This window comes from Amycolatopsis alkalitolerans (assembly GCF_006152065.1).
Taxonomy (GTDB): domain Bacteria; phylum Actinomycetota; class Actinomycetes; order Mycobacteriales; family Pseudonocardiaceae; genus Amycolatopsis_E; species Amycolatopsis_E alkalitolerans.
The window spans coordinates 327,183-347,094 of record NZ_VDFW01000003.1 but is presented as its reverse complement, the minus strand read 5'-3'; the positions used below and the strand labels follow the sequence as shown (position 1 = coordinate 347,094).

Here is a 19,912-nt window from a genome sequence, read left to right as displayed (position 1 = left end):
TCCATGGTCACACGCCCGCAAGCCCGATTCATCAGGGAAAGACCCTGATCGTGAATCTCAGGGACGTTCCCGGATGTGCACGCGCGGCGCGTCACCGATATTCGAAGGCATGAGTGGCACAGCAGACCGGACCAGGACGCATCTCGGCGGGTTCGAAGACACGCTGAAGGACTTCTGGGCAAGCCGGCCCCGGCGGCCCTCGCAGGGCAAGAAGGTCGCCGGCGTCGCGGCCGCGATCGGCAACCGGTACGGCATCGACCCGGTGCTCGTGCGGGTCGCGTTCGTGGTGGCGACGATCTTCGGCGGCGTCGGGCTGTCGCTGTACGTGCTGGGGTGGCTGTTCTTTCCCGGCGAGCGCGACCAGGTCTCGCCCATCGAGGCGCTGATCGGCCGCGGTCGCAGCTCGATGTCGAGGGGCTTCACGATCATCCTCGTCATCGCGTTCTTCCCGCTGGCGAGCCTCGCGTTCGGCAGCAGGTTGGGCTGGTTCGACGGGGGCGGGCTGATCGGGCTGGCACTGCTGGTGACCGCGCTGTACCTGCTGCATCGGAGCCGTGGCCAGGAGAACCGGCCGGTCGCACCCGCGGAGGAGACCATGACCTACCCGATGTCCACGCCCAGTGCGGGCGCCACGGCGGACCCGCTCGGCGCGCCGCCACTGGCCTGGGATCTGCCGGAGCCGGAACAGCCGTACGCGCCACCGCCGTCGCCACCACCGCCCCCGGCGAGGCGGCCCCGGTCCAAAGTCGGCCCGGCGACGTTCGGCGCCGCGCTGCTCGTGGCCGGGGCGGGCGCGGCCAGCGCCTCCGCCGGGATCGGCTGGTTCACCGCGCAGCACATCATCGGCCTGGTGCTCGGCGTGCTCGGCGTCGGGCTGGTCGCGGGGGCGTTCGTCCGCGGCGGCCGGGGGCTGATCTGGCTGGCGGTGCCGCTGGCGATCGTCGGGGCGGCGATGACTTCGGTCCCGGTCTCGCAGTACTCGGGCGGCTTCGGCGACATCGACTCGACGCCCACCACCGCCGCGGAGGTGCAGCCGGTGTACTCGCACACGGCTGGCAACATGCGGCTCGACCTGACCAGGCTCGACGCGACCACACCGGTGACGACCGAGGTCCACGCCGGAGCCGGCCAGACCACGATCATCGTCCCGGAGACCGCGGACGTGCGCTACGACTGCCAGGTCCAGGCCGGGAACGTGAACTGCCTCGGCGAGACGACCGACGGCGTCGGCCGCCCTGCCGTCACCGGGCAGAACGACGGCACCGACGGTCCTGGCGGGCTGCAGGTGAACGTGAAGGTTACGCAGGGAGCGGGAGATATCGAGGTGCGCCGTGGCTGAGTACGACGAGACGACGGAACAGCGGCCCCGCCGCCGCGGGGTGGACGTGTTCTCCCTGCTGATCGGGATCGCGACCCTGTTCGCGTCGGCCTACACGCTGACCGACGGCACGGCGTGGTTCCCCTCGCTGGACCTGCGCTGGCTGCTCGCGGGCGGCGCGATCCTGTTCGGCGTCCTGATGCTCGGCGCCTCCCTCCGCGGCGGCCGCCGGGACTAGCACGGCATCGCAGTCAGCGGATGATGCCGACCACGGTCAGCGCGACACCGGCGAAGAAGGCGACCAGCACCCCGGCGGCGAGCAGCTTGTGCCGCCGGGTGCGGTCCGCCCGGAGTTCCTGCTCCGTCTTCGCCGCGATGAGGAAATGCCCCTTCTCCTGGGGCTTCGCGATCACCAGCGGCCCGATGATGTCGTGCACCTCGCCGAGGATGTACAGCCGGGTGCCGGGCCGGATGAGCCACTCGGAGTACTCGAACCCGATCGTCGAATCCCGGTTCCCCGCGAGGAATCCCGGCAGCCGGAGGCCGAACAGCTCGACGGGCTGGTCCCCGCCGCGGTAGGGCTCGAACCGGTTCACCGACTGCTCGGCGCCCTCGGGTTTCGTGCCGTCCGGGGCGACTCCGATCGTGCGCCCGGCCTCGTCGATCAGCGCGTAACCCTCCGACGAGGTGTGGTCCGCGACCTTCTCCGTGCGCTTCGAGGTGTGGCGGCGGCCGTCGCGGTACTCGACATGCTCGTACTGCCGTTCCACCCGGTAGCGGTACCACACGCACGGGATCTTGCTGATCTCCGCGGTCAGCAGCCCCTCGGGCCGGGGATGCGCGGCGCCCAACACCTCCGCGGTCTTGCGGAACCCGCCGCGCGCGCCGAGTTCGTCGGAGATCCGCCGCAGGTCCTCCAGCTCCGGGATCGACAGCGTCTCCGTGCCGATCATCGCGTGCAGCTCACGTTTGGTGGACTGCATCCAGAAGAACCCGCCGACCGCCGCCGCGATCAGCACCAACCCCAGGATCCACATGTCATTCCCATTCGATGGTGCCGGGCGGCTTGCTCGTCACATCCAACACGACCCTGTTGACCTCGGCCACCTCGTTGGTGATCCGGGTCGAGATGTGTTCGAGCACGTCGTACGGCAGCCGGGTCCAGTCCGCGGTCATCGCGTCCTCACTGGACACCGGGCGCAGCACCACCGGATGCCCGTAGGTGCGGCCGTCGCCCTGCACGCCGACGCTGCGCACGTCCGCGAGCAGCACCACCGGGCATTGCCAGATGTCGCGATCCAGACCGGCGGCGGTGAGCTCCTCGCGTGCGATCGCGTCGGCGGCGCGCAGCGTCTCCAACCGGTCGTGGGTGATCTCGCCGATGATGCGGATGCCGAGGCCGGGGCCGGGGAACGGCTGGCGGTGCACGATCGTCTCGGGCAGCCCCAGCTCCAGGCCCACCCGGCGCACCTCGTCCTTGAACAGCAGCCGCAGCGGCTCGACGAGTTCGAACTGCAGATCCTCGGGCAGGCCGCCGACGTTGTGGTGGCTCTTGATGTTCGATGCGCCCGCGCCACCGCCGGACTCGACGACGTCCGGGTACAGCGTGCCCTGCACGAGGAACCGGTAATCACCCTGGGCCTTGAGGTCCCGCTCGGCCTGCTCGAAGACGCGGATGAACTCGCGGCCGATGATCTTGCGCTTCTGCTCCGGGTCGGTCACCCCGGCCAGCGCTTCGAGGAACCGCTCGCGGGCGTCCACGGTGACCAGGTTGACCCCGGTCGCGGCGACGAAGTCCCGCTCGACCTGGGCGCGTTCACCGGCCCGCAGCAGGCCGTGGTCGACGAACACGCACGTGAGCCGGTCGCCGATGGCGCGCTGCACGAGCGCGGCCGCGACGGCGGAGTCGACCCCACCGGACAGCCCGCAGATGGCGCGGCCGTCCCCGATCTGCTCGCGGATCTTCGCCACCTGATCGTCCACAATGGACGCGGTTGTCCACTCCGGACGGATACCGGCGATATCGCGCAGGAAGCGGCGCAGCACCTCCTGCCCGTGCGGTGAGTGCAGGACCTCGGGGTGGTACTGGACCCCGGCATAACGCTCGGCCGGATTCTCGTACGCGGCGACCGGCGCGCCCTCGGAGGTCGCGGTGACCATGGCACCGGGCGGCGCCTTCGTGACGCTGTCACCGTGGCTCATCCACACCTGGTGCCTGGCGGGCAGCTCACGGTGCAGCACCCCGGCGTCGTCGCTCAGGTTGATCTCGGTGCGGCCGTACTCGCGGGCACCGGTCGCCTCGACCGTCCCGCCGAGCGCCTGCGCCAGCACGTGGAAGCCGTAGCAGATGCCGAAGATGGGAACGCCGGTCTTGGCCAGTTCCGGGTCCATCCCAGGCGCGCCGGGCGAGTAGGCGCTGGCCGGACCACCCGAAAGGATGATCGCGGCGGGCTGCTTCGCCGTGATCTCCTCGACCGTCGCGGTATGCGGCACCACCTCGGAGTACACCTGGGCCTCACGGACCCGGCGCGCGATCAGCTGCGCGTACTGCGCACCGAAGTCCACCACGATGACCGGACCCACTCGCACCTCCTCGGGGGCGTACCTCGACCTGTCCATCGTCCCAGGTGAGCCACACCACGCCGCCCCCGGCCCGGACGTAACCGGCGCGTCTTACCTTGGACACATGGACACCTTCACTCCGGAGCCACGCCCCGCGTGGATAGCCGGCCGGGCGGAGCAGGGCACCAGCACGCTCGAGGTCACCCACCCCTTCGACGGCAGCGAGGTCGCGACCGTCGCCGTGCCGGGGCCCGAGCAGGTCGAACGAGCGGTCGCCGCGGCGGTCGCCGTCGCGCCCGGCTTCCGCCGCTCGCCCGCGCACGTCCGGGCCGCCGCACTGGACCACGTCTCCCGCGGGCTCGCCGCGCGGGCCGAGGAACTGGCCGAGGTCATCACCGCGGAGAACGGCAAACCGTTCAAATGGGCGGAGATCGAGGTCAAACGTGCGATCTCGGTGTTCCGGATCGCCGCGGAGGAGGCGCGCCGGTTCACCGGCGAGGTCCAGCGGCTCGACACCGACGCCGGTGGCGAAGGGCGGCTCGCGCTGGTGCGCCGGGTGCCGCGCGGTCCGGTGCTGGGCATCGCGCCGTTCAACTTCCCGCTGAACCTGGTGGCACACAAGGTCGCGCCGTCGCTCGCGGTGGGCGCGCCGATCATCGTCAAGCCCGCGCCGCGCACCCCGCTGTCGGCGTTGATCCTGGGCGAGATCCTGGCCGAGACAGACCTGCCGGAGGGCGCGTTCTCCGTGCTGCCGCTGGGCAACGAGGAGACCGCGCGACTGGTCGAAGACCCTCGGCTGGCCGTGGTGTCCTTCACCGGTTCCGGTCCGGTCGGCTGGTCGCTGGCCGAGTCGGCGGCGCGCAAGCACGTGGTGCTGGAACTGGGCGGCAACGCGGCGGCGGTCGTGCTCGGTGACTGGCCGGACCTGCCGGGTGCGGCCGCGCGCATCGCGACGTTCGGCAACTACCAGGCCGGGCAGTCCTGCATCGCGGTGCAGCGGGTGATCGTCGAGCGCTCGGTGTCGGACGAGTTCGTCCCGGCGCTGCTCGACGCAGTGCGCGCGCTGAAGACGGGCGACCCGTACGACGCGACGATCGACGTCGGCCCGGTGGTGGACGAGGCCGCCGCGAAGCGGATCGTCTCGTGGATCGACGAGGCCGTGGCGGGCGGCGCGAAGGTGCTCACCGGCGGCTCACGGGAGGGCGCGAGCGTCGAGCCGACGCTACTGACGGACGTGCCCGTGGAAGCCAGGGCCTGGGCGGAGGAGATCTTCGGCCCGGTGCTCGCAGTGTCCATCGTGGACAGTGCAGACGAGGCCTTCGCGTCGGTCAACGCCTCGGCGTACGGCCTGCAGGCCGGTGTGTTCACGCGTGACGTGCAGCTGGCGTTCCGCGCGTCGGCGGAGTTGGAAGTCGGTGGCGTCATCGTCGGCGACGTGCCTTCGTACCGTGCGGACCAGATGCCCTACGGCGGCGTGAAAGGCTCCGGCGTCGGCCGCGAAGGTGTCCTCGCCGCGATGCACGACCTCACCGAGGAGCGCGTCACGGTGTTCACCGGGATCGAGCTCTAGCCCAACCGCAGGGCCGCGGGAGCCTCCGCCGGGACGGCGGGGTTCTTCGGCGCGACCGGGTCCAGCCGCCGGTAGCCCTCCGCCTGAGCCGGGCGCGGATCGGCCTCGCCCTTGTTGGGCCAGAAGGAAAACGCGCGCTCGGCCTGGGCGGTGATGGTCAGCGACGGGTTCACGCCGAGGTTCGCCGTGACCGCCGTCCCATCCACAATGGACAAACCGGGGTAGTTGAACACGCGGTGGTACGCGTCGATCACACCCTCGTCCTCGGTCAGCCCGATCGGCGCGCCGCCGATGAAGTGCGCGGTCAGCGGGATGTCGAAGATCTCGCCCCAGGTTCCGCCAGCGACGCCACCGATGTGCTCGGCGGTGCGCTGGTTCGCCTCGTGCCCGGCCGGGATGAACGACGGGTTCGGCTCGCCGTGCCCCTGTTTCGAGGTGTACTTCCGCCGCCCGAACAGGCCGCGCCTGGTGTACGTGGTGATCGAGTTGTCCAGGCTCTGCATCACCAGCAGGATCACCGTCCGCTCGCTCCACCGGTACCCGTTGAGCAACCGCAGCGACTGGATCGGATGCCGCAGCAGGGTCCCCACCATCTGCCGCCAGCGCGGGGTCGGCAGCGAGCCGTCCGTCGCGATCGTCTGGAGCAGGCTCATCGCATTGCTGCCCTTGCCGTAGCGCACCGGCTCGATATGCGTGGTCTCGTCCGGATGGATCGACGACGTGATCGCCACGCCCCGGCTGAAATCCTGCGCCGGATCGACCGTCGCCCGCCCCGCGCCGATGATCGCTTCGGAGTTCGTGCGGGTCAGTTCGCCGAACCGGGGGGACAGCGCGGGCAGCGCGCCCTTGTCCCGCATGCGGTGTAGCAGCCGCTGAGTACCCCACGTGCCGGCGGCGAGCACGACCTGCCCCGCCGTCAGGCTCTCCTTGCGGCGGGCGCCGGTCTTGTGCACGTCCACGACGAACGATCCGTCCGGCCGCGGCCTTACGGCGTCCACAGTGGTCAGTGGAAGGACCTTCGCGCCGCCCTGCTCCGCGAGGTACAGGTAGTTCTTCACCAGGGTGTTCTTCGCGCCGACGCGGCATCCGGTCATGCACGAACCGCATTCGGTGCAGCCGGCCCGGTCCGGTCCTGCCCCGCCGAAGTACGGGTCCGCCACCCGCTCGCCGGGCTTGCCGAACAGCACCCCGACCGGCGTCGGGTGGAACGAGTCCGCGACCTTCATATCGGCCGCGACCTTGCGCATCACCTCGTCCGAGGGGGTGATGGTGGGGTTCGTGACCACGCCCAGCATCCGGCTCGCCTGGTCGTAGTACGGCGTGAGTTCGGCCTCCCAGTCGGTGATGTGCGCCCACTGCCTGTCGCGATAGAAGGGCTTGAGCGGGCGGTACAGCGTGTTCGCGTACACCAGCGAACCGCCGCCGACCCCGGCGCCCGCGAGGACCATGACGTTGTTGAGCAGGTGGATGCGCTGGATGCCGAAACAGCCGAGCGCCGGCGCCCACAGGTAGCGCTTGAGGTCCCAGGACGTCTTCGCGAACTCGTCGTCGGCGAAGCGCCGGCCCGCCTCGAGCACGGCGACCCGGTAGCCCTTCTCCGTCAGCCGGAGGGCCGCGACACTGCCGCCGAAACCCGATCCGACCACGATCACGTCATAGTCAGCTGCACTGCTGTTACTCGCGGTCACACCAAAAAGGGTAACGCGCCCCGCAGCTCCTGACCAGGAGTAAGTTACTGACCAGTTCAGCCGCGGACGGACAGGCCGACGCGCTGGAACTCCTTCAGGTCCGAGTACCCGGTCTTCGCCATGGCCCGGCGCAGCGCGCCGAACAGGTTGACCGCGCCTTCGGCGTCCGAGGACGGGCCGTACAGCAGGGTCTGCAGGTCGACCTCGACCTCCGGGCCGGCGGCGACGCGCGAACGCGGCAGCGACGGGTGCGCGGCCGCGGCGGTCCAGTACAGCCCGTGCCCCGGCGCGGTCGAGGACGCCGCCAGCGGCGCGCCCAGCATGACCGCATCCGCCCCGCACGCGATCGCCTTCGCGATGTCACCCGACGAGGTCATGCCGCCGTCGGCGAGCACGTGGACGTAGCGACCGCCCGTCTCGTCGAGGTAGTCCCGGCGAGCCGCCGCCGCGTCGATGATCGCGGTGGCCATCGGCACCCCGATGCCCAGCACGCGGTCCGTGCTCGTGATACCCGGGGTGAAGCCGTGTCCGACGATCACGCCCGCGGCGCCGGTGCGCATCAGGTGCATCGCCGTGCGGTAGTCCGCGACGCCACCGGCGATCACCGGTACGTCGAGGCTCCCGATGAACTCCTTCAGGTCCAGCGGATCCGCATCGCCGGACACGTGCTCGGCGGAGATGATCGTGCCCTGCACGACCAGCAGTTCCACGCCCGCGGCGATCAGGTGCGGGGTGAGTTCGGCGGCACGTTGCGGGCTCACCCGGGCGGCCAGCGTCACGCCCGACTCGCGCACCGCGTGCAGCGCCTCGCCCAGCAACTCCGGCTGCACCGGCGCGGAGTGCAATTCCTGCAGCACCCGAACCAGCGCGGTCGGGTCCTCGTCCCGCGCCGTGTCGACGAGCCGCCGCATCGCCTTCTCGACGTCGGAGTGCCGGGCCCACAGGCCCTCGGCGTTCAGCACGCCGAGCCCACCCAGCTTGCCGATCTCCGCAGCACTCGCCGGCGACACGATCGCGTCGGTCGGATGCGTGACCAGCGGCAGCTCGAACCGGTAGGCATCGATCTGCCAGGCGGTGGACACCACCGCGGACGAACGTGTCCGGCGCGACGGGACGATCTCCACGTCGTCGAGGTCGTACGCGCGGCGCGCGGTACGTCCCATGCCGATCTCGACCAGATCCCGCACGTCGGATCCCTTCTCGTGAGCTGCTCGCCGTCAGCGGGCGGTGTAGTTGGGCGCTTCGACCGTCATCGTGATGTCGTGCGGGTGGCTCTCCTTGAGCCCGGCCGCGGTGATCCGCACCAGCTGCGCCTGCTGCAGCCGGCTGACCGACTCGGCGCCCGCGTACCCCATACCCATCCGCAGGCCGCCGACGAGCTGGTGCAGGACGATGGCCAGCGGCCCGCGGAACGCGATCCGGCCCTCGATGCCCTCGGGGATCAGTTTGTCCTCGCTCAGCACGTCGTCCTGGGCGTAGCGGTCCTTCGAGTAGGACTTGTTCCCGTCCCGCGAGGACATCGCGCCGAGCGAGCCCATGCCCCGGTAGGTCTTGAACTGCTTGCCGTTGACCAGGATCAGATCCCCCGGCGATTCGGCTGTGCCGGCCAGGAGGCTGCCCAGCATGACGCTGGAGGCGCCCGCGGTGATGGCCTTGACGATGTCGCCCGAGTACTGGATGCCGCCATCACCGATCACCGGAACGCCGGCCGGGCGGCAGGCCTGGTCGGCCTCGTAGATCGCGGAGATCTGCGGCACGCCGACACCGGCGACCACCCGGGTGGTGCAGATCGAGCCCGGCCCGACCCCGACCTTCACCCCGTCCGCGCCCGCGTCGACGAGCGCCTGCGCGCCCGCGCGGGTGGCCACGTTGCCGCCGACGACGTCGACCGTGTCCCCCAGTTCCTTCTTGAGGGTCGAGACCATGTCGACGACCGCGCGGGAGTGCCCGTGCGCGGTGTCGACCATCAGCACGTCCACGCCCGCATCGGCCAGCGCCATCGCGCGCTGGTGCCCCGAGGCGCCGACCCCGACCGCGGCGCCCACCAGCAGCCGGCCGTCCGGGTCCTTGGTCGCGTTGGGGTACTGCTCGGTCTTGACGAAGTCCTTCACGGTGATCAGCCCGCGCAGCTTGCCCGCACCGTCCACGATCGGCAGCTTCTCGATCTTGTGCCGCCGCAGCAGCCCGAGCGCGGCGTCCGCGGTGACCCCCACCTGCGCGGTGATGAGGTTCTCGCTGGTCATGACCTCGCTGACTGGGCGGCTGTAGTCCACCTCGAAGCGCATGTCGCGGTTGGTGATGATGCCGACGAGCTGGCCTGCCGCGTCGGTGACCGGCACGCCGGAGATGCGGAACCGCGCGCACAGCGCGTCGACCTCGGCGAGGGTGTCCTCCGGGGAGCAGGTCACCGGGTCGGTCACCATCCCGGCCTCGGACCGCTTCACCACCTCGACCGCCGCGGCCTGCTCGTCGATCGGGAGGTTCCGGTGCAGCACGCCCATCCCGCCCTGGCGGGCCATCGCGATCGCCATTCGCGCCTCGGTCACGGTGTCCATCGCGGCGGAGACGATCGGGACGCGCAACGTGACGTTGCGGGAAAGCCGGGTGCCGGTGTCGACGCTGCTCGGCAGCACGTCCGACTCCGCCGGCAGCAGGAGGACGTCGTCAAAGGTCAGGCCCAGCATCGCGAACTTGTCTTGCGGGGTGAATTCGCTCGTCATAGCTGGTGACAGACCTTCCTCGGCGGATCGGAGAACTCCTTGTCGATGGTATCTGGACAGCACCCCACCCTGGCCCGGTACCGTGCAGGCCGTGCCGCACGACGTGTTGCCCCCGGACCCGTTCGCAGACGACCCCGACGACCCTGCGAAGGGGATGGGCTTTTTCGGCGATGACCTGGACGAACCCATCGACGGCCAGGCTCGCGCCGAGCTGCTGTCCGACCTGTCGGACCTGGCCGTCTACCAGGCGCTGCTGGAGCCGCGCGGGGTCCGCGGGATCGTCGTGGACTGCGGCGAATGTGACCAACCGCATTTCCACGACTGGTCGCTGCTGCGCGCGAGCCTCGAGCAGCTGCTGGCCGACGGCCGGATGCGCCCGCACGAACCGGCATACGACCCGGACCCGGCCGACTACGTCAGCTGGGACTACTGCCGAGGATTCGCCGACGGCGTCACCGCCACCGAAAGCGCCCGCCCGTAACCAGCACTGACAACGCGAGCCGAACCACCGCCGGGCGAGCGCTCTCCGCCCGGGAACGAGCCCCTCAGTTGCCGGAGGTCCCGGCCGGGGCCTGCCCGTCGGCCGTCGTGTCGAAGCGGACCGTTCCGCCGCTGTTCGTTCCCGCCGCCGAGACCGAGCTGCTGCTCGTGGTCGGCGGTGTCGAGGTGGAGGTTTCCGTGGGGGTCGACGTGCTCGGGCTCGACGGCGAGGTGGTCGTGGTCGGCGAGCTGCTCGGCGGCGTCGTGGTCGAGGTGACCGGCTCGGACGACGACGTCTGCGAAGACGAGGTCGGCGGGGGCGTGCTCGACGACGGATTCTGCAGCATCTCGGACAGCTGCTGGTGCTCCCGCATCAACTGGGCGCGGTTGTCCTCGGAGGCCACCTGCCTCAGCTTCGTGGCCGCCTCGGCCAGCGCCTGCTGCGCCTCGGCGATGCGGCCCTGCGACAACGCGATACTCGCCTGCTGCAGGTCGGTGCGGGCTGCGGAGGCCGCCTCGACCGAGCGGGCGTGGTCTGAGTAGAGGACCTTCGTCAGGCCCCACAGCGCGTCGCCCGGCTGGGCGTCCCGCGCGGCGATCCCGGTGCCGCTGAAGGCGATGGCGAGCACGGCGGCGGCAACCGCGACCGGTACGAGGACCCGGCGCCTGCGGGTGCGCTGCCCGTGCTTCTGCGCGAGTGCCGCTGTCTTCACTGTGGTGACCGCGGTGTCGGTGTCCACCAGCTCGGCGAGTGGCTCGCTGTCGATGTCGCGCCGCCAGGCCAGCAGCAGCGCGTTGAGCTCCTGGTCCCCCAGACCGTCCGCCACCTTGGGATCGGACCCGCCGAGCGCGTCCAGCAGCGCGTCGTCGGCGTGCACGGCGGACAGATCGGCCTCGAACGCGGCCTGCGACGCACTCAGCGTGTCGTCATACCCACCGAGCTCACGTCTGATCTCGTCGCGGCTCTCGCGGTCGGTCACTCAGGCCACCTCCTCGGACGCCAGCGCCTTACGGAGCCGCGCGAGAGCCCGGTGCTGAGCGACCCGGACCGCGCCCGGGGTCGAATCGACCGCGTCCGCGGTCTCCTCAGCTGACAGCCCCACGACCACTCGCAGCACCACGATCTCGCGTTGTTTGTCCGGCAGCACCCGCAGCAACTGGGCCATGCGCTCGTTCAACTCCCCCTGCAGGGCGTGCTGCTCCGGACCTATGTCCCCCTCGACCTCGTCGGGGATCTCGGCCACGGGTTCTGCCCGGTTACGGGCGGCAGCACGGTGCGCGTCGGCGACCTTGTGCTGGGCGATGCCGTACACGAAAGCCAGGAACGGTCGTCCTTGATCACGGTACGAAGGCAGGGCCGTGAGCACCGCGAGACACACCTCCTGCGCTACGTCGTCTGCTGAAGCGAATGATCGCTCCTGCCGGCCAACCCTGGCGCGGCAATACCGCACCACAAGAGGACGGATGGCGGCAAGCAGCCGCTCCACCGCCTGAGGATCTCCCTCGACGGCGGCGGCGACTGACTCCTCCAGTCCGTCCCCCACAGTGGCCATCGCAGACAACAGTCCCAGCGTTACGTGTAGGCGTACAAAATGATGGCGCGTGAGATCGAGGTCCCTCGCACCGGTGATGCCCACCGTACCGTCCGGCATCGACATCGCTCGTGCACGGTCGCGTTCGGCGCGCCCCGGGAAATCCGGAGCGCGCCGGCGACGGATCACGCGAAGGTGTTCAAGAATTCAACGACTTGCGCAGCTTACAAGACGAGAGAGGCTCGGAGAAGCACTCAGGACACGAGCCCGCGGCGAAACCCGTGGGCGACGGCCTGGGCACGGTCCCGCACGCCAAGCTTGCGGAACAGGCGCCGCGCGTGGGTCTTCACCGTGTCCTCCGACAGGTAGAGCTCGCGGCCGATCTGGCCGTTGCTCTTCCCCTGGCTCATCCCCCGCAGTACCTGCAACTCGCGTTCGGTGAGCTGGACACCGGGGTCGGCCGGCTGGCGGGGCGCCGGCACCGAGGTGCTCGCGAGCGTATGCGCCAGCGCGGCCACGAGTTCCGGGCGAGAGGCGTCCCACCGCAGGTAACCGCGCGCGCCACCGGCGATCGCGGCGGCGATGCTGCTGGCATCGTCGGGCGCGCCGAAGACGATCACGTTCGCCTGGGGATTGGCGGACACCAGCCGCCGAGTCGCCTCCACCCCGGCCGGCATCGCGCGCTGGGTGCCGACGAGGACAACGTCCACCGGCTGCCGCGAATACCTGGCCAGCAACTCGTCACCGTGCGCTACACAGTCGATGCGACTGACGCCGGGCACAGCAGACATCACGCGGGTGAGCCCTTCGCGAACACTGCGTCGGTCGTCGCAGATCAAGACCGTAGTCACGGGGTTTCCTTCCTGCAGCCGGGTGACCTTCCACTTCCCCTATCGGACGCTTTAGGCCGAACCTTGACACGATCCGGTGGCTTTTTTTGGAAGATCTTCGCCCGGATGTCGGTATGGCCGCCTCGACTGCGCCAACCGGCGTCACGCCGGGACCCACGGCGATTCACCCGCCAGCCGCCTCCCGTCTGGATCAGATCGTAGTAACACAGCGTGCACCATGGCGTCGACCCTGGATCGATCCCGACCATATTCGGCGGCGATCGAGCCGGCAGGCCAACTCAGGGAGCGTAGTGCGTACTCGTCCGTCACGGCGAGTGCTTCCTCGGCGAGGTGCACCGCTCGTTCCCGTTCCCCGGTCGCGCCGAGTGCGGCGGCCAGCACGAGCCGTGACTTCACGACATGCCGCAGGGCGCCGGCGGACTCGGCGAGCTCGAGCGCGCGCTCCGCCGGTTCCACCGCATTCGCGGCCTGGCCACCGGCCAGTTCGAGCTCCGCGGAGACCCAGCCGAGCCGGACCTTCGATCGCCAGCTCCGCGCGGTCACGCGCGCGACCAGCCGGCGGGCGAGCGGCAACCGGCCGATGCCCAGATTGTCGGCCGCCAGACCCAGCAGCGCGTCGGCCCTCGCCCCCTCGGCGTCGATCCCGTCCGGGTCCTCCTCCTGCGGGACACCCGCACCCGGTCGCGCTCGATGAGCGGGAGCTTCGCCATCACCGCTCATCCGCGCTCCAGTCCGGCCGGACAGACCTGTCACGAGCCGGAGCGCGGCACCGTCCGGCCCGAACGCCGCGCGATGCCCGCCGAGCTGGCGCCGATGCGAGGCGAACGTGGACAGGGCGAGCGACGCAAGCACGCGATCCCGCCCTCTGGCTACTTCGTCGAGCAGGGTCGCCGCGCCCGCGTACCGCCCCTGCCCGCCGAGCACGATCGCCGTCAGCAGCTTCGCGCGCGGCGACGCGGGCGTACCTGGCGGGAGCACCGGCCGGTCACCGAAGGCGGCCCGCCGCAGCTCGTCGATCGACACGAGACCAAATCTAGCGGCGCGAAGCGCCTCCATCAGGGGTGGTGGTCGGGCGAGGGGCTGGCGGACCTAGTAGGACATATTCGATGCGATCGACGGCTACGCGCAGGTCAGGCAACAACTCGACCTTGTCGGGCAAGGGCGTGCGGGCCCAGCCGGGTCCCCAGGCGAACACCCGGCTGCGCTGGCGGCCCCGCGAGACCCGCGGGAACAACCGGCTGTCCGCGACCGTGCTCCGCTGCGCCCGCAGGACGACCGCGGCCGGTGCGCTGCGCCGGACCGCGACCGCGAGTACCTCGGCCGGCGGCGGAGTTCCGAACAGCTGCGCCGAGATCCCGCGCTCGGCCAGGCACGCGGCGAGCGCATAGAGAGGAAGGCCGGGCCGCTCGTCGGGTACTCCGCTCAGCAGGACCGGCCGGGAGTTGCGCGGCTGGTCGAGCAAGGGTGTCGCGCGGATCAGCGCCGCGAGCACGGACTCGGTCAGCAGGTATTCGGCCTCCGCGCCGGTGTGCGCGCCGTGCCAGCCGGTGCCGAACGCGGTCAGCACCGGCTCGATGACGGTCTCCCACGCAGCCAGCACCCCTGCCTCGGTGATCACCTCCGCCAGCAGGTGCTGGGTGGCGGCGGTGTCCATCGCGAGCGCCGCGCCACGCAGCCGGCGAGCGACGGATCGATCGGGCTCGGCGCGCGTCGGCGCCGGCGTCTCGACCTGCTCGTCGGCAATCGGCGTTTCGAGCGCGAACCGGGCGGCCTCTGCGGTCGAGGCACCTCTGAGCAGGGCGCGCTGCATGAGTTCAAGGCGGCGGATGTCGGCCGAGCCGTAGCGGCGGTGCTTGCCGCCGGTGTGCCGGCTCGGTCCCAGCCCGTAGCGGCGATCCCAGGTGCGGAGGGTGGCAGGCGCGACCCCGAGCCGCCTGGCCACGGCGGCCACCGGCATCGTCGGTTCTGCCTGCCGTACGCGCTCCATTCGCCCCAATATCGAGGACGCATGCCTACCCAGCAACCTGAAAGTTATGCACTCCGACCTGCGGAAGAGCCGGTTCTCACGCTTGCGGGGGACATCCAAAGGATGAATCCCTCCGAATTCCTTGAACAACTATTGGCGCGCTTCTAACGTTACCGCCGTTGCACCGAATGGAGTAGTCGCCAGTGCGACAACGAGGGGATCCGACCGAATAACGGAGGCGGTCAACGATGGCAGACACGCGCAGGCTTCCCGGTCCCAACGCCGACATCTGGGACTGGCAGCTGGAGGGGTCCTGCCGAGGGATGGACAGCGCGGCCTTCTTCCATCCCGACGGGGAGCGCGGACCGGCCAGGGCCCGACGCGAGGCCAGGGCCAAAGCTATTTGCCAGTCCTGCCCGGTATTGCGGTTGTGCCGGGAACACGCGCTGGCCGTACACGAACCGTACGGGATCTGGGGCGGCCTTTCCGAGGCCGAGCGGGAGAACATCCTCAGGACCGGCAAGCGGCAGCTGACTCTTTCCGGCCAGTGAGGGGGAGGGAAAAGGGGTGACGCGGCAGGGGCGTCACCCCTTTTTCGCACCAGAATAGGGGCGGTATCCGACCGGATACCGCCCCTATTCTTTTACCGCCTCGCGTCAGTGCGCGTGACCGTGGCCGTGACCGTGGCCCTGCGCCTCTTCGTCCTCCTCCGCCGGCTTCTCGACCACGGAGCTCTCCGTGGTGAGCACCAGCCGGGCGATCGACGCGGCGTTGGCCACCGCGGAGCGGGTGACCTTGACCGGGTCGACGATGCCGGCCGCGAGCAGGTCGGTGATCTCGCCGGTGACCGCGTTGAGACCGTGGCCCCAGCTCTGCTCGACCACCTTGGACACGATGACCGCGCCCTCGAGGCCGGCGTTGCTGGCGATCCAGTACAGCGGCGCGCTCAGCGCGTCGCGGACGATCTTGACGCCGGTCGCCTCGTCACCGGTGAGGCCGAGGTCGTCCAGTTCCCTGGCCGCGTGCACGAGCGCCGACCCACCGCCGGGGACGATGCCCTCCTCGACGGCCGCCTTGGTCGAAGCCACGGCGTCCTCGATGCGGTGCTTGCGCTCGTTGAGCTCGGTCTCGGTGGCCGCACCGACCTTGATGACGGCGACGCCGCCACCCAGCTTGGCCAGCCGCTCCTGCAGCTTCTCCCGGTCCCAGTCGGAGTCGGTGGTCTCGATCTCCTTGCGGATCTGGGCGATCCGCGCGGCGATGTCGTCCTTCGTGCCGGCCCCGTCCACGATCGTCGTGGTGTCCTTGGTGACCTCGATACGGCGGGCGGTGCCCAGCGCGTCGAGCCCGATCTCGGACAGCTTCATGCCGATCTCGGACGAGATGACCTGCGCGCCCGTGACGACGCCGAGGTCGTCCAGGAACGCCTTGCGGCGGTCACCGAAGAATGGCGCCTTGACCGCGACCGCGTTGATCGTCTTGCGCAGGGAGTTGACCACCAGGGTGGACAGCGCCTCGCCGTCGACGTCCTCCGCGATGATCAGCAGCGCCCGCTTGGCCTCGGCCACCTTCTCCAGGATCGGGAGCAGGTCCGCCAGCGCGGAGATCTTCTCGCGGTGCAGCAGGACGTAGGCGTTCTCGAGGATCGCCCGCTGCTCTTCGGGGTTGGTCGCGAAGTGCGCCGACAGGAAACCCTTGTCGAACTGCACACCCTCGGTGATCTCGAGCTCGGTGGCCATCGTGGAGGACTCCTCCACGGTGATCACGCCGTCCTCGCCGACCTTCTCCACGGCCTCGCCGAGCAGGTCGCCGATCTTGGCGTCCCGCGAGGTGACCGTGCCGACCTGGGCGATGTTCTCGCGGCCCTTGACCGGGGTGGCCCTGCTCTTGAGGATCTCCACGATCTTGTCCGCCGCCGCCTCCATACCGCGGCCGAGCGAGGCCGGGTTGGCGCCGGCGGCCACGTTGCGGAGACCCACCTTCACCAGGGACTGCGCCAGCACGGTGGCCGTGGTGGTGCCGTCACCGGCGACGTCGTTGGTCTTGGTGGCGACGTTCTTCGCGAGCTGGGCCCCGAGGTTCTCGAACGGGTCCTCCAGGTCGATCTCGCGGGCCACGGTCACGCCGTCGAGCGTGATGGTGGGGCCGCCGAACTTCTTGTCGAGCACGACGTGCCGCCCACGCGGACCGAGGGTGACCTTGACCGCGTCGGCGAGCTTGTTCACCCCGCGCTCAAGCGCCCGACGAGCGTCCTCGTCGAAGTTGATCTGCTTAGCCATTGGTGTCCTCTCTAGACCGCAGAACGCCCCGGCCCCCGGCTAAGCGGGGCCCGGGGCGTTCGATGCGAGGGCTGGTGTCAGTTGACGACGGCCAGCACGTCGCGAGCGGACAGGATCAAGTAGTCCTCACCGTTGTACTTGACCTCGGTGCCGCCGTACTTCGAGTAGATGACGACGTCGCCGACACTCACATCCACCGGGATGCGGTTGCCCTTGTCGTCCACGCGGCCCGGGCCCACGGCCAGAACCTTGCCCTCCTGGGGCTTTTCCTTGGCGGTGTCGGGGATGACGAGACCGGACGCCGTCGTCTCCTCGGCCTCGCTCGTCTGGACAACGATCTTGTCCTCGAGCGGTTTGATGTTCACGCTCACCGGGTTGACCTCCACGGGTCGTCGAAAGCGTTGGCAGGTACTTACAGGTTTTTGGCGCCTACCACCCCCGCCGTCGCGGGTGCCGGGGCGTGTGCGGTGCCGTGCATTTAGCACTCTAGCCACGCGAGTGCTAGCCGCGCAAGGAGGGTCGCTTTCGGCCTGTCAGCGCGTTCCGGGATCCGTGGTGCCGCGCTCGCGCCTCGAACATCCTGTTCCCGGCGGCACCGGGTGTGGGCGGCTGGTTCTCCGCCTGGTGGTGCTCGACGAGCTGAGTGAACGGCTCATCCGCCACACCGGCCTTCTGTGACATCCGGTGATCGCAACGTCACTCGTTGGGCGGTTCCCGGCCATCCGTTGGCGTCCCTACCGTGAAAGCCGTGGCCCGGGCCGATCCTGAAGGGAAGGTGGCTCCACATGGGTGGATGCAACTGCTGCAGCTCGTGCACCGGTGCCAACTGCGGTTGCTGCGGCAAGTGCTGACCGGCTGAGCACACGGACCCCCGGCCCAACGGCGGGCCGGGGGTTCGCTACATCGGCGGCGTATACCGAACGAAAGATGCTCCCGAAGCAGGCGGACGGTGTGTAGGTTTCTCGCGTCGTTCGCATGCGAGGAGAGTCATGGATCCGTTCACTCGCCGAACCGCGCTACGTGCCGCCGCCGTCGGGACGGCCGGGCTCGCCATCGCCGCGCCCGGTGTCGCCGACGCCGCGACCGATCAGGCAAGGCAGCGGGCCTTCGCCGCCGCGGCCGCGGAGTTCGGCGTGCCGGAACAGGTGCTGCTGGGGGTCTCGTATCTGAAGTCGCGCTGGGACGCCAACGCGGGCCTGCCGAGCAGGGGTGCGGGTTTCGGGCCGATGCACCTGACCGACCTGCGCACGGTCGCGGCCGGCGGCAGCCACCACGACAAGGGCACCGAAGACCCGCGCGGTGATCTCGCCCGCCCGGCGCTGCACCCCGTCGAACCGCGGCGAGCCGCACCGGTGGCCGCGCTGCAGACGGTCGATCTGGCGGCCGAACTGACCGGCGCGAGCCCGGACGCGCTGCGCACCGACCCGGCGCAGAACATTCGCGGTGGTGCCGCGGTGCTGGCCCACTACCAGCGACAGCTCGGCATCTCGGGCACCGATCCGGCCGACTGGTACGGCGCCGTAAGCCGCTACAGCGGGGCGACCGACTCGACGGCCGCGGCGTTCTTCGCCGACGAGGTCTTCAACACGATCACCAGCGGCGCGAGCCGGGTAACCGACGACGGCCAAGCCGTCCACCTCACCGCGACGAACGTTTCGCCCGCTCGCGGGCAACTCCGCGCGCTCGACCTCCCGGCCGCGGCGCGCGGGGATGTCGAAGCGCCACCCGGGTTGTCGGCCGAGTGGATTCCCGCGCCGTACGAGAAGACCAAAGACGGCTACGGCAACTACGACAAGGCCGAACGCCCGCAGAGCCAGCAGATCACGCATATCGTCATCCACGACACCGAGTGCAGCTACGACGTGGCGCTCGGCCTCGTGCAGGATCCGACGTACCTGGGCTGGCATTACACGCTGCGCTCGAGCGACGGGCACGTCGCGCAGCACATCCTGACCAAGGACGTCGGCTGGCACGCCGGGAACTGGTATGTCAACGCGAAGTCCATCGGCGTCGAGCACGAGGGCTTCGGCGCGCAGGGCACCTGGTACACCGAGGCGATGTACCGGGCATCGGCGAAGCTGGTGCGGTACCTGGCCGACAAGTACCGGATCCCGCTGGACCGCCAGCACATCATCGGCCACGACAACGTCCCCGGCACGATCCCGTCGACGGTCGCGGGCATGCACTGGGATCCGGGCCCGTACTGGGACTGGGGCCACTACTTCGACCTGCTCGGCGCGCCCCTGCACGACTGGGCACGGCACAACACCGGCCTGGTCACGATCAAGCCGGACTTCGCGACCAACCAGCCCGGCTTCACCGGATGCGACACCGCCGGCGCCGCGTGCACCCTGCGAGGATCGTCCGCGGTCGTCCTGCACACCGAACCACGCGACGACGCGCCGTTGCTGAAGGATCCGGGCCTGCATCCGGACGGCTCGCCGTCCACAATGGATGTTGCCGACGTGGGCAGCAGGGTGGCGGCTGGCCAGCGGTACGCCGTCGCCGAGATCCGTGGCGATTGGACGGCAATCTGGTTCCTTGGCCAGAAGGGCTGGTTCCGGAGCGCTTCGGGGGTGCCCGCGCTCGGTCCTGCGGTCACGCCGAAACCGGGCCTGGCCACGGTGCCGGTGTACGGCCGGGCGTACCCCGAGGCGGAGGCGTATCCCGCGAACATCCCGCCGCAGGATCTGGTGCCGCTGCAGTACACGTTCGCCGCGGGCCAGAAATACGCGGCCGGGCCGCTGCTACCGGGTGAGTACTACTGGGCGACGACGTTCGACCCGTCGACACATGTCGTCGTGCGGGGCGAGACCGAGTACATGCAGATCCAGTTCGGGCACCGGGTCGCCTATGTGAAGGCGGACGACGTCGTGCTCGGGCGAGCCTGACTTGTCCACAAGCACCCAGTTGTCCACAGGCGGGCGGATTTGGGGTTCCCTCCCG

18 protein-coding genes are annotated in these 19,912 nt (G+C 70.1%); 6 read left to right on the top strand and 12 right to left on the bottom strand.

Features of this window, described 5'->3' with window-relative positions; translation table 11 throughout:
• Positions 1–109: 109 nt before the first annotated feature.
• Complete coding sequence (locus FG385_RS05825; protein ID WP_139095532.1) at positions 110–1,339, top strand: PspC domain-containing protein; 1,230 nt, start codon at positions 110–112, stop codon at positions 1,337–1,339.
• A complete protein-coding gene (locus FG385_RS05820; protein ID WP_235022399.1) occupies positions 1,332–1,556 on the top strand; it encodes a hypothetical protein in 225 nt (74 codons plus the stop codon). Before FG385_RS05825 ends, FG385_RS05820 begins: the two co-directional genes overlap by 8 nt.
• A 13-nt stretch (positions 1,557–1,569) precedes the next feature.
• On the opposite strand, the gene FG385_RS05815 is transcribed toward FG385_RS05820, so the two are convergent.
• Positions 1,570–2,355, bottom strand: coding sequence for an E3 ubiquitin ligase family protein (locus FG385_RS05815; RefSeq protein WP_139095530.1), 786 nt, complete (start codon positions 2,353–2,355; stop codon positions 1,570–1,572).
• Between the two features lies 1 nt (position 2,356).
• The gene (gene guaA, locus FG385_RS05810; RefSeq protein WP_139095529.1) at positions 2,357–3,937 is read right to left on the bottom strand and encodes a glutamine-hydrolyzing GMP synthase; all 1,581 of its coding nucleotides are present in this window, start codon (positions 3,935–3,937) and stop codon (positions 2,357–2,359) included.
• A gap of 67 nt (positions 3,938–4,004) precedes the next feature.
• On the opposite strand from guaA, the gene FG385_RS05805 reads away from it, so the two are divergent.
• Complete coding sequence (locus FG385_RS05805) at positions 4,005–5,450, top strand: aldehyde dehydrogenase family protein (protein WP_139095528.1); 1,446 nt, start codon at positions 4,005–4,007, stop codon at positions 5,448–5,450.
• Here the strand turns inward: FG385_RS05805 and FG385_RS05800 are convergent.
• From FG385_RS05800 to guaB, 3 genes are read right to left on the bottom strand one after another with little or no spacing between them, the layout of a single operon-like run.
• A complete protein-coding gene (locus FG385_RS05800; RefSeq protein WP_139095527.1) occupies positions 5,447–7,138 on the bottom strand; it encodes a GMC family oxidoreductase in 1,692 nt (563 codons plus the stop codon). The genes FG385_RS05805 and FG385_RS05800 overlap by 4 nt on opposite strands.
• Before the next feature lie 56 nt (positions 7,139–7,194).
• Positions 7,195–8,325 carry a GuaB3 family IMP dehydrogenase-related protein gene (locus tag FG385_RS05795; RefSeq protein WP_139095526.1) on the bottom strand — a complete coding sequence of 377 codons (1,131 nt, stop codon included), beginning with the start codon at positions 8,323–8,325 and terminating at the stop codon, positions 7,195–7,197.
• A 30-nt stretch (positions 8,326–8,355) separates the two neighbouring features.
• Positions 8,356–9,858: an IMP dehydrogenase gene (gene guaB, locus FG385_RS05790; protein WP_139095525.1), complete on the bottom strand. Its 1,503-nt coding sequence runs from the start codon at positions 9,856–9,858 to the stop codon at positions 8,356–8,358.
• Between the two features lie 82 nt (positions 9,859–9,940).
• On the opposite strand from guaB, the gene FG385_RS05785 reads away from it, so the two are divergent.
• Entirely contained in the window at positions 9,941–10,339 is a 399-nt protein-coding gene (locus FG385_RS05785; protein ID WP_160148732.1) for a DUF5319 domain-containing protein, read from the top strand.
• 64 nt (positions 10,340–10,403) lie between these two features.
• On the opposite strand, the gene FG385_RS05780 is transcribed toward FG385_RS05785, so the two are convergent.
• The 5 genes from FG385_RS05780 to FG385_RS05760 form a co-directional block, all read right to left on the bottom strand.
• Positions 10,404–11,318, bottom strand: a complete 915-nt coding sequence (locus FG385_RS05780; RefSeq protein WP_139095524.1) for an anti-sigma-D factor RsdA — start codon at positions 11,316–11,318, stop codon at positions 10,404–10,406.
• The gene (locus FG385_RS05775) at positions 11,319–11,891 is read right to left on the bottom strand and encodes a sigma-70 family RNA polymerase sigma factor (RefSeq protein WP_139095588.1); all 573 of its coding nucleotides are present in this window, start codon (positions 11,889–11,891) and stop codon (positions 11,319–11,321) included.
• Between the two features lie 233 nt (positions 11,892–12,124).
• Positions 12,125–12,721 carry a response regulator transcription factor gene (locus FG385_RS05770; protein WP_027940930.1) on the bottom strand — a complete coding sequence of 199 codons (597 nt, stop codon included), beginning with the start codon at positions 12,719–12,721 and terminating at the stop codon, positions 12,125–12,127.
• A gap of 141 nt (positions 12,722–12,862) precedes the next feature.
• On the bottom strand, positions 12,863–13,777 hold the full coding sequence (locus FG385_RS05765; protein ID WP_139095523.1) for a tetratricopeptide repeat protein: 915 nt from the start codon (positions 13,775–13,777) through the stop codon (positions 12,863–12,865).
• On the bottom strand, positions 13,755–14,708 hold the full coding sequence (locus tag FG385_RS05760; protein WP_139095522.1) for a MerR family transcriptional regulator: 954 nt from the start codon (positions 14,706–14,708) through the stop codon (positions 13,755–13,757). The genes FG385_RS05765 and FG385_RS05760 overlap by 23 nt, the downstream gene beginning before the upstream one ends.
• A gap of 227 nt (positions 14,709–14,935) precedes the next feature.
• Between FG385_RS05760 and FG385_RS05755 the strand changes: the two genes are divergently transcribed.
• Positions 14,936–15,238, top strand: a complete 303-nt coding sequence (locus tag FG385_RS05755) for a WhiB family transcriptional regulator (protein ID WP_139095521.1) — start codon at positions 14,936–14,938, stop codon at positions 15,236–15,238.
• A 105-nt stretch (positions 15,239–15,343) separates the two neighbouring features.
• Here the strand turns inward: FG385_RS05755 and groL are convergent, their stop codons facing one another.
• Together groL and groES are read right to left on the bottom strand one after the other, a co-directional pair.
• A complete protein-coding gene (groL, locus tag FG385_RS05750; RefSeq protein WP_139095520.1) occupies positions 15,344–16,966 on the bottom strand; it encodes a chaperonin GroEL in 1,623 nt (540 codons plus the stop codon).
• A 77-nt stretch (positions 16,967–17,043) separates the two neighbouring features.
• Complete coding sequence (gene groES / locus FG385_RS05745; RefSeq protein ID WP_139095519.1) at positions 17,044–17,337, bottom strand: co-chaperone GroES; 294 nt, start codon at positions 17,335–17,337, stop codon at positions 17,044–17,046.
• A 618-nt stretch (positions 17,338–17,955) separates the two neighbouring features.
• On the opposite strand from groES, the gene FG385_RS05740 reads away from it, so the two are divergent.
• Positions 17,956–19,857, top strand: coding sequence for an N-acetylmuramoyl-L-alanine amidase (locus FG385_RS05740; protein ID WP_139095518.1), 1,902 nt, complete (start codon positions 17,956–17,958; stop codon positions 19,855–19,857).
• Positions 19,858–19,912 lie beyond the last annotated feature (55 nt).

What these genes read in the sequence shown, in the direction of transcription:
- FG385_RS05740 (WP_139095518.1), top strand. Translation starts at nt 17,956, where the DNA reads ATGGATCCGTTCACTCGCCGAACCGCGCTACGTGCCGCCGCCGTCGGG.
- FG385_RS05760 (WP_139095522.1), bottom strand. Translation starts at nt 14,708, where the DNA reads ATGGAGCGCGTACGGCAGGCAGAACCGACGATGCCGGTGGCCGCCGTG.
- FG385_RS05755 (WP_139095521.1), top strand. Translation starts at nt 14,936, where the DNA reads ATGGCAGACACGCGCAGGCTTCCCGGTCCCAACGCCGACATCTGGGAC.
- groL (WP_139095520.1), bottom strand. Translation starts at nt 16,966, where the DNA reads ATGGCTAAGCAGATCAACTTCGACGAGGACGCTCGTCGGGCGCTTGAG.
- FG385_RS05805 (WP_139095528.1), top strand. Translation starts at nt 4,005, where the DNA reads ATGGACACCTTCACTCCGGAGCCACGCCCCGCGTGGATAGCCGGCCGG.
- FG385_RS05775 (WP_139095588.1), bottom strand. Translation starts at nt 11,891, where the DNA reads ATGGCCACTGTGGGGGACGGACTGGAGGAGTCAGTCGCCGCCGCCGTC.
- guaB (WP_139095525.1), bottom strand. Translation starts at nt 9,858, where the DNA reads ATGACGAGCGAATTCACCCCGCAAGACAAGTTCGCGATGCTGGGCCTG.
- guaA (WP_139095529.1), bottom strand. Translation starts at nt 3,937, where the DNA reads ATGGACAGGTCGAGGTACGCCCCCGAGGAGGTGCGAGTGGGTCCGGTC.
- FG385_RS05825 (WP_139095532.1), top strand. Translation starts at nt 110, where the DNA reads ATGAGTGGCACAGCAGACCGGACCAGGACGCATCTCGGCGGGTTCGAA.
- FG385_RS05765 (WP_139095523.1), bottom strand. Translation starts at nt 13,777, where the DNA reads ATGGAGGCGCTTCGCGCCGCTAGATTTGGTCTCGTGTCGATCGACGAG.
- FG385_RS05815 (WP_139095530.1), bottom strand. Translation starts at nt 2,355, where the DNA reads ATGTGGATCCTGGGGTTGGTGCTGATCGCGGCGGCGGTCGGCGGGTTC.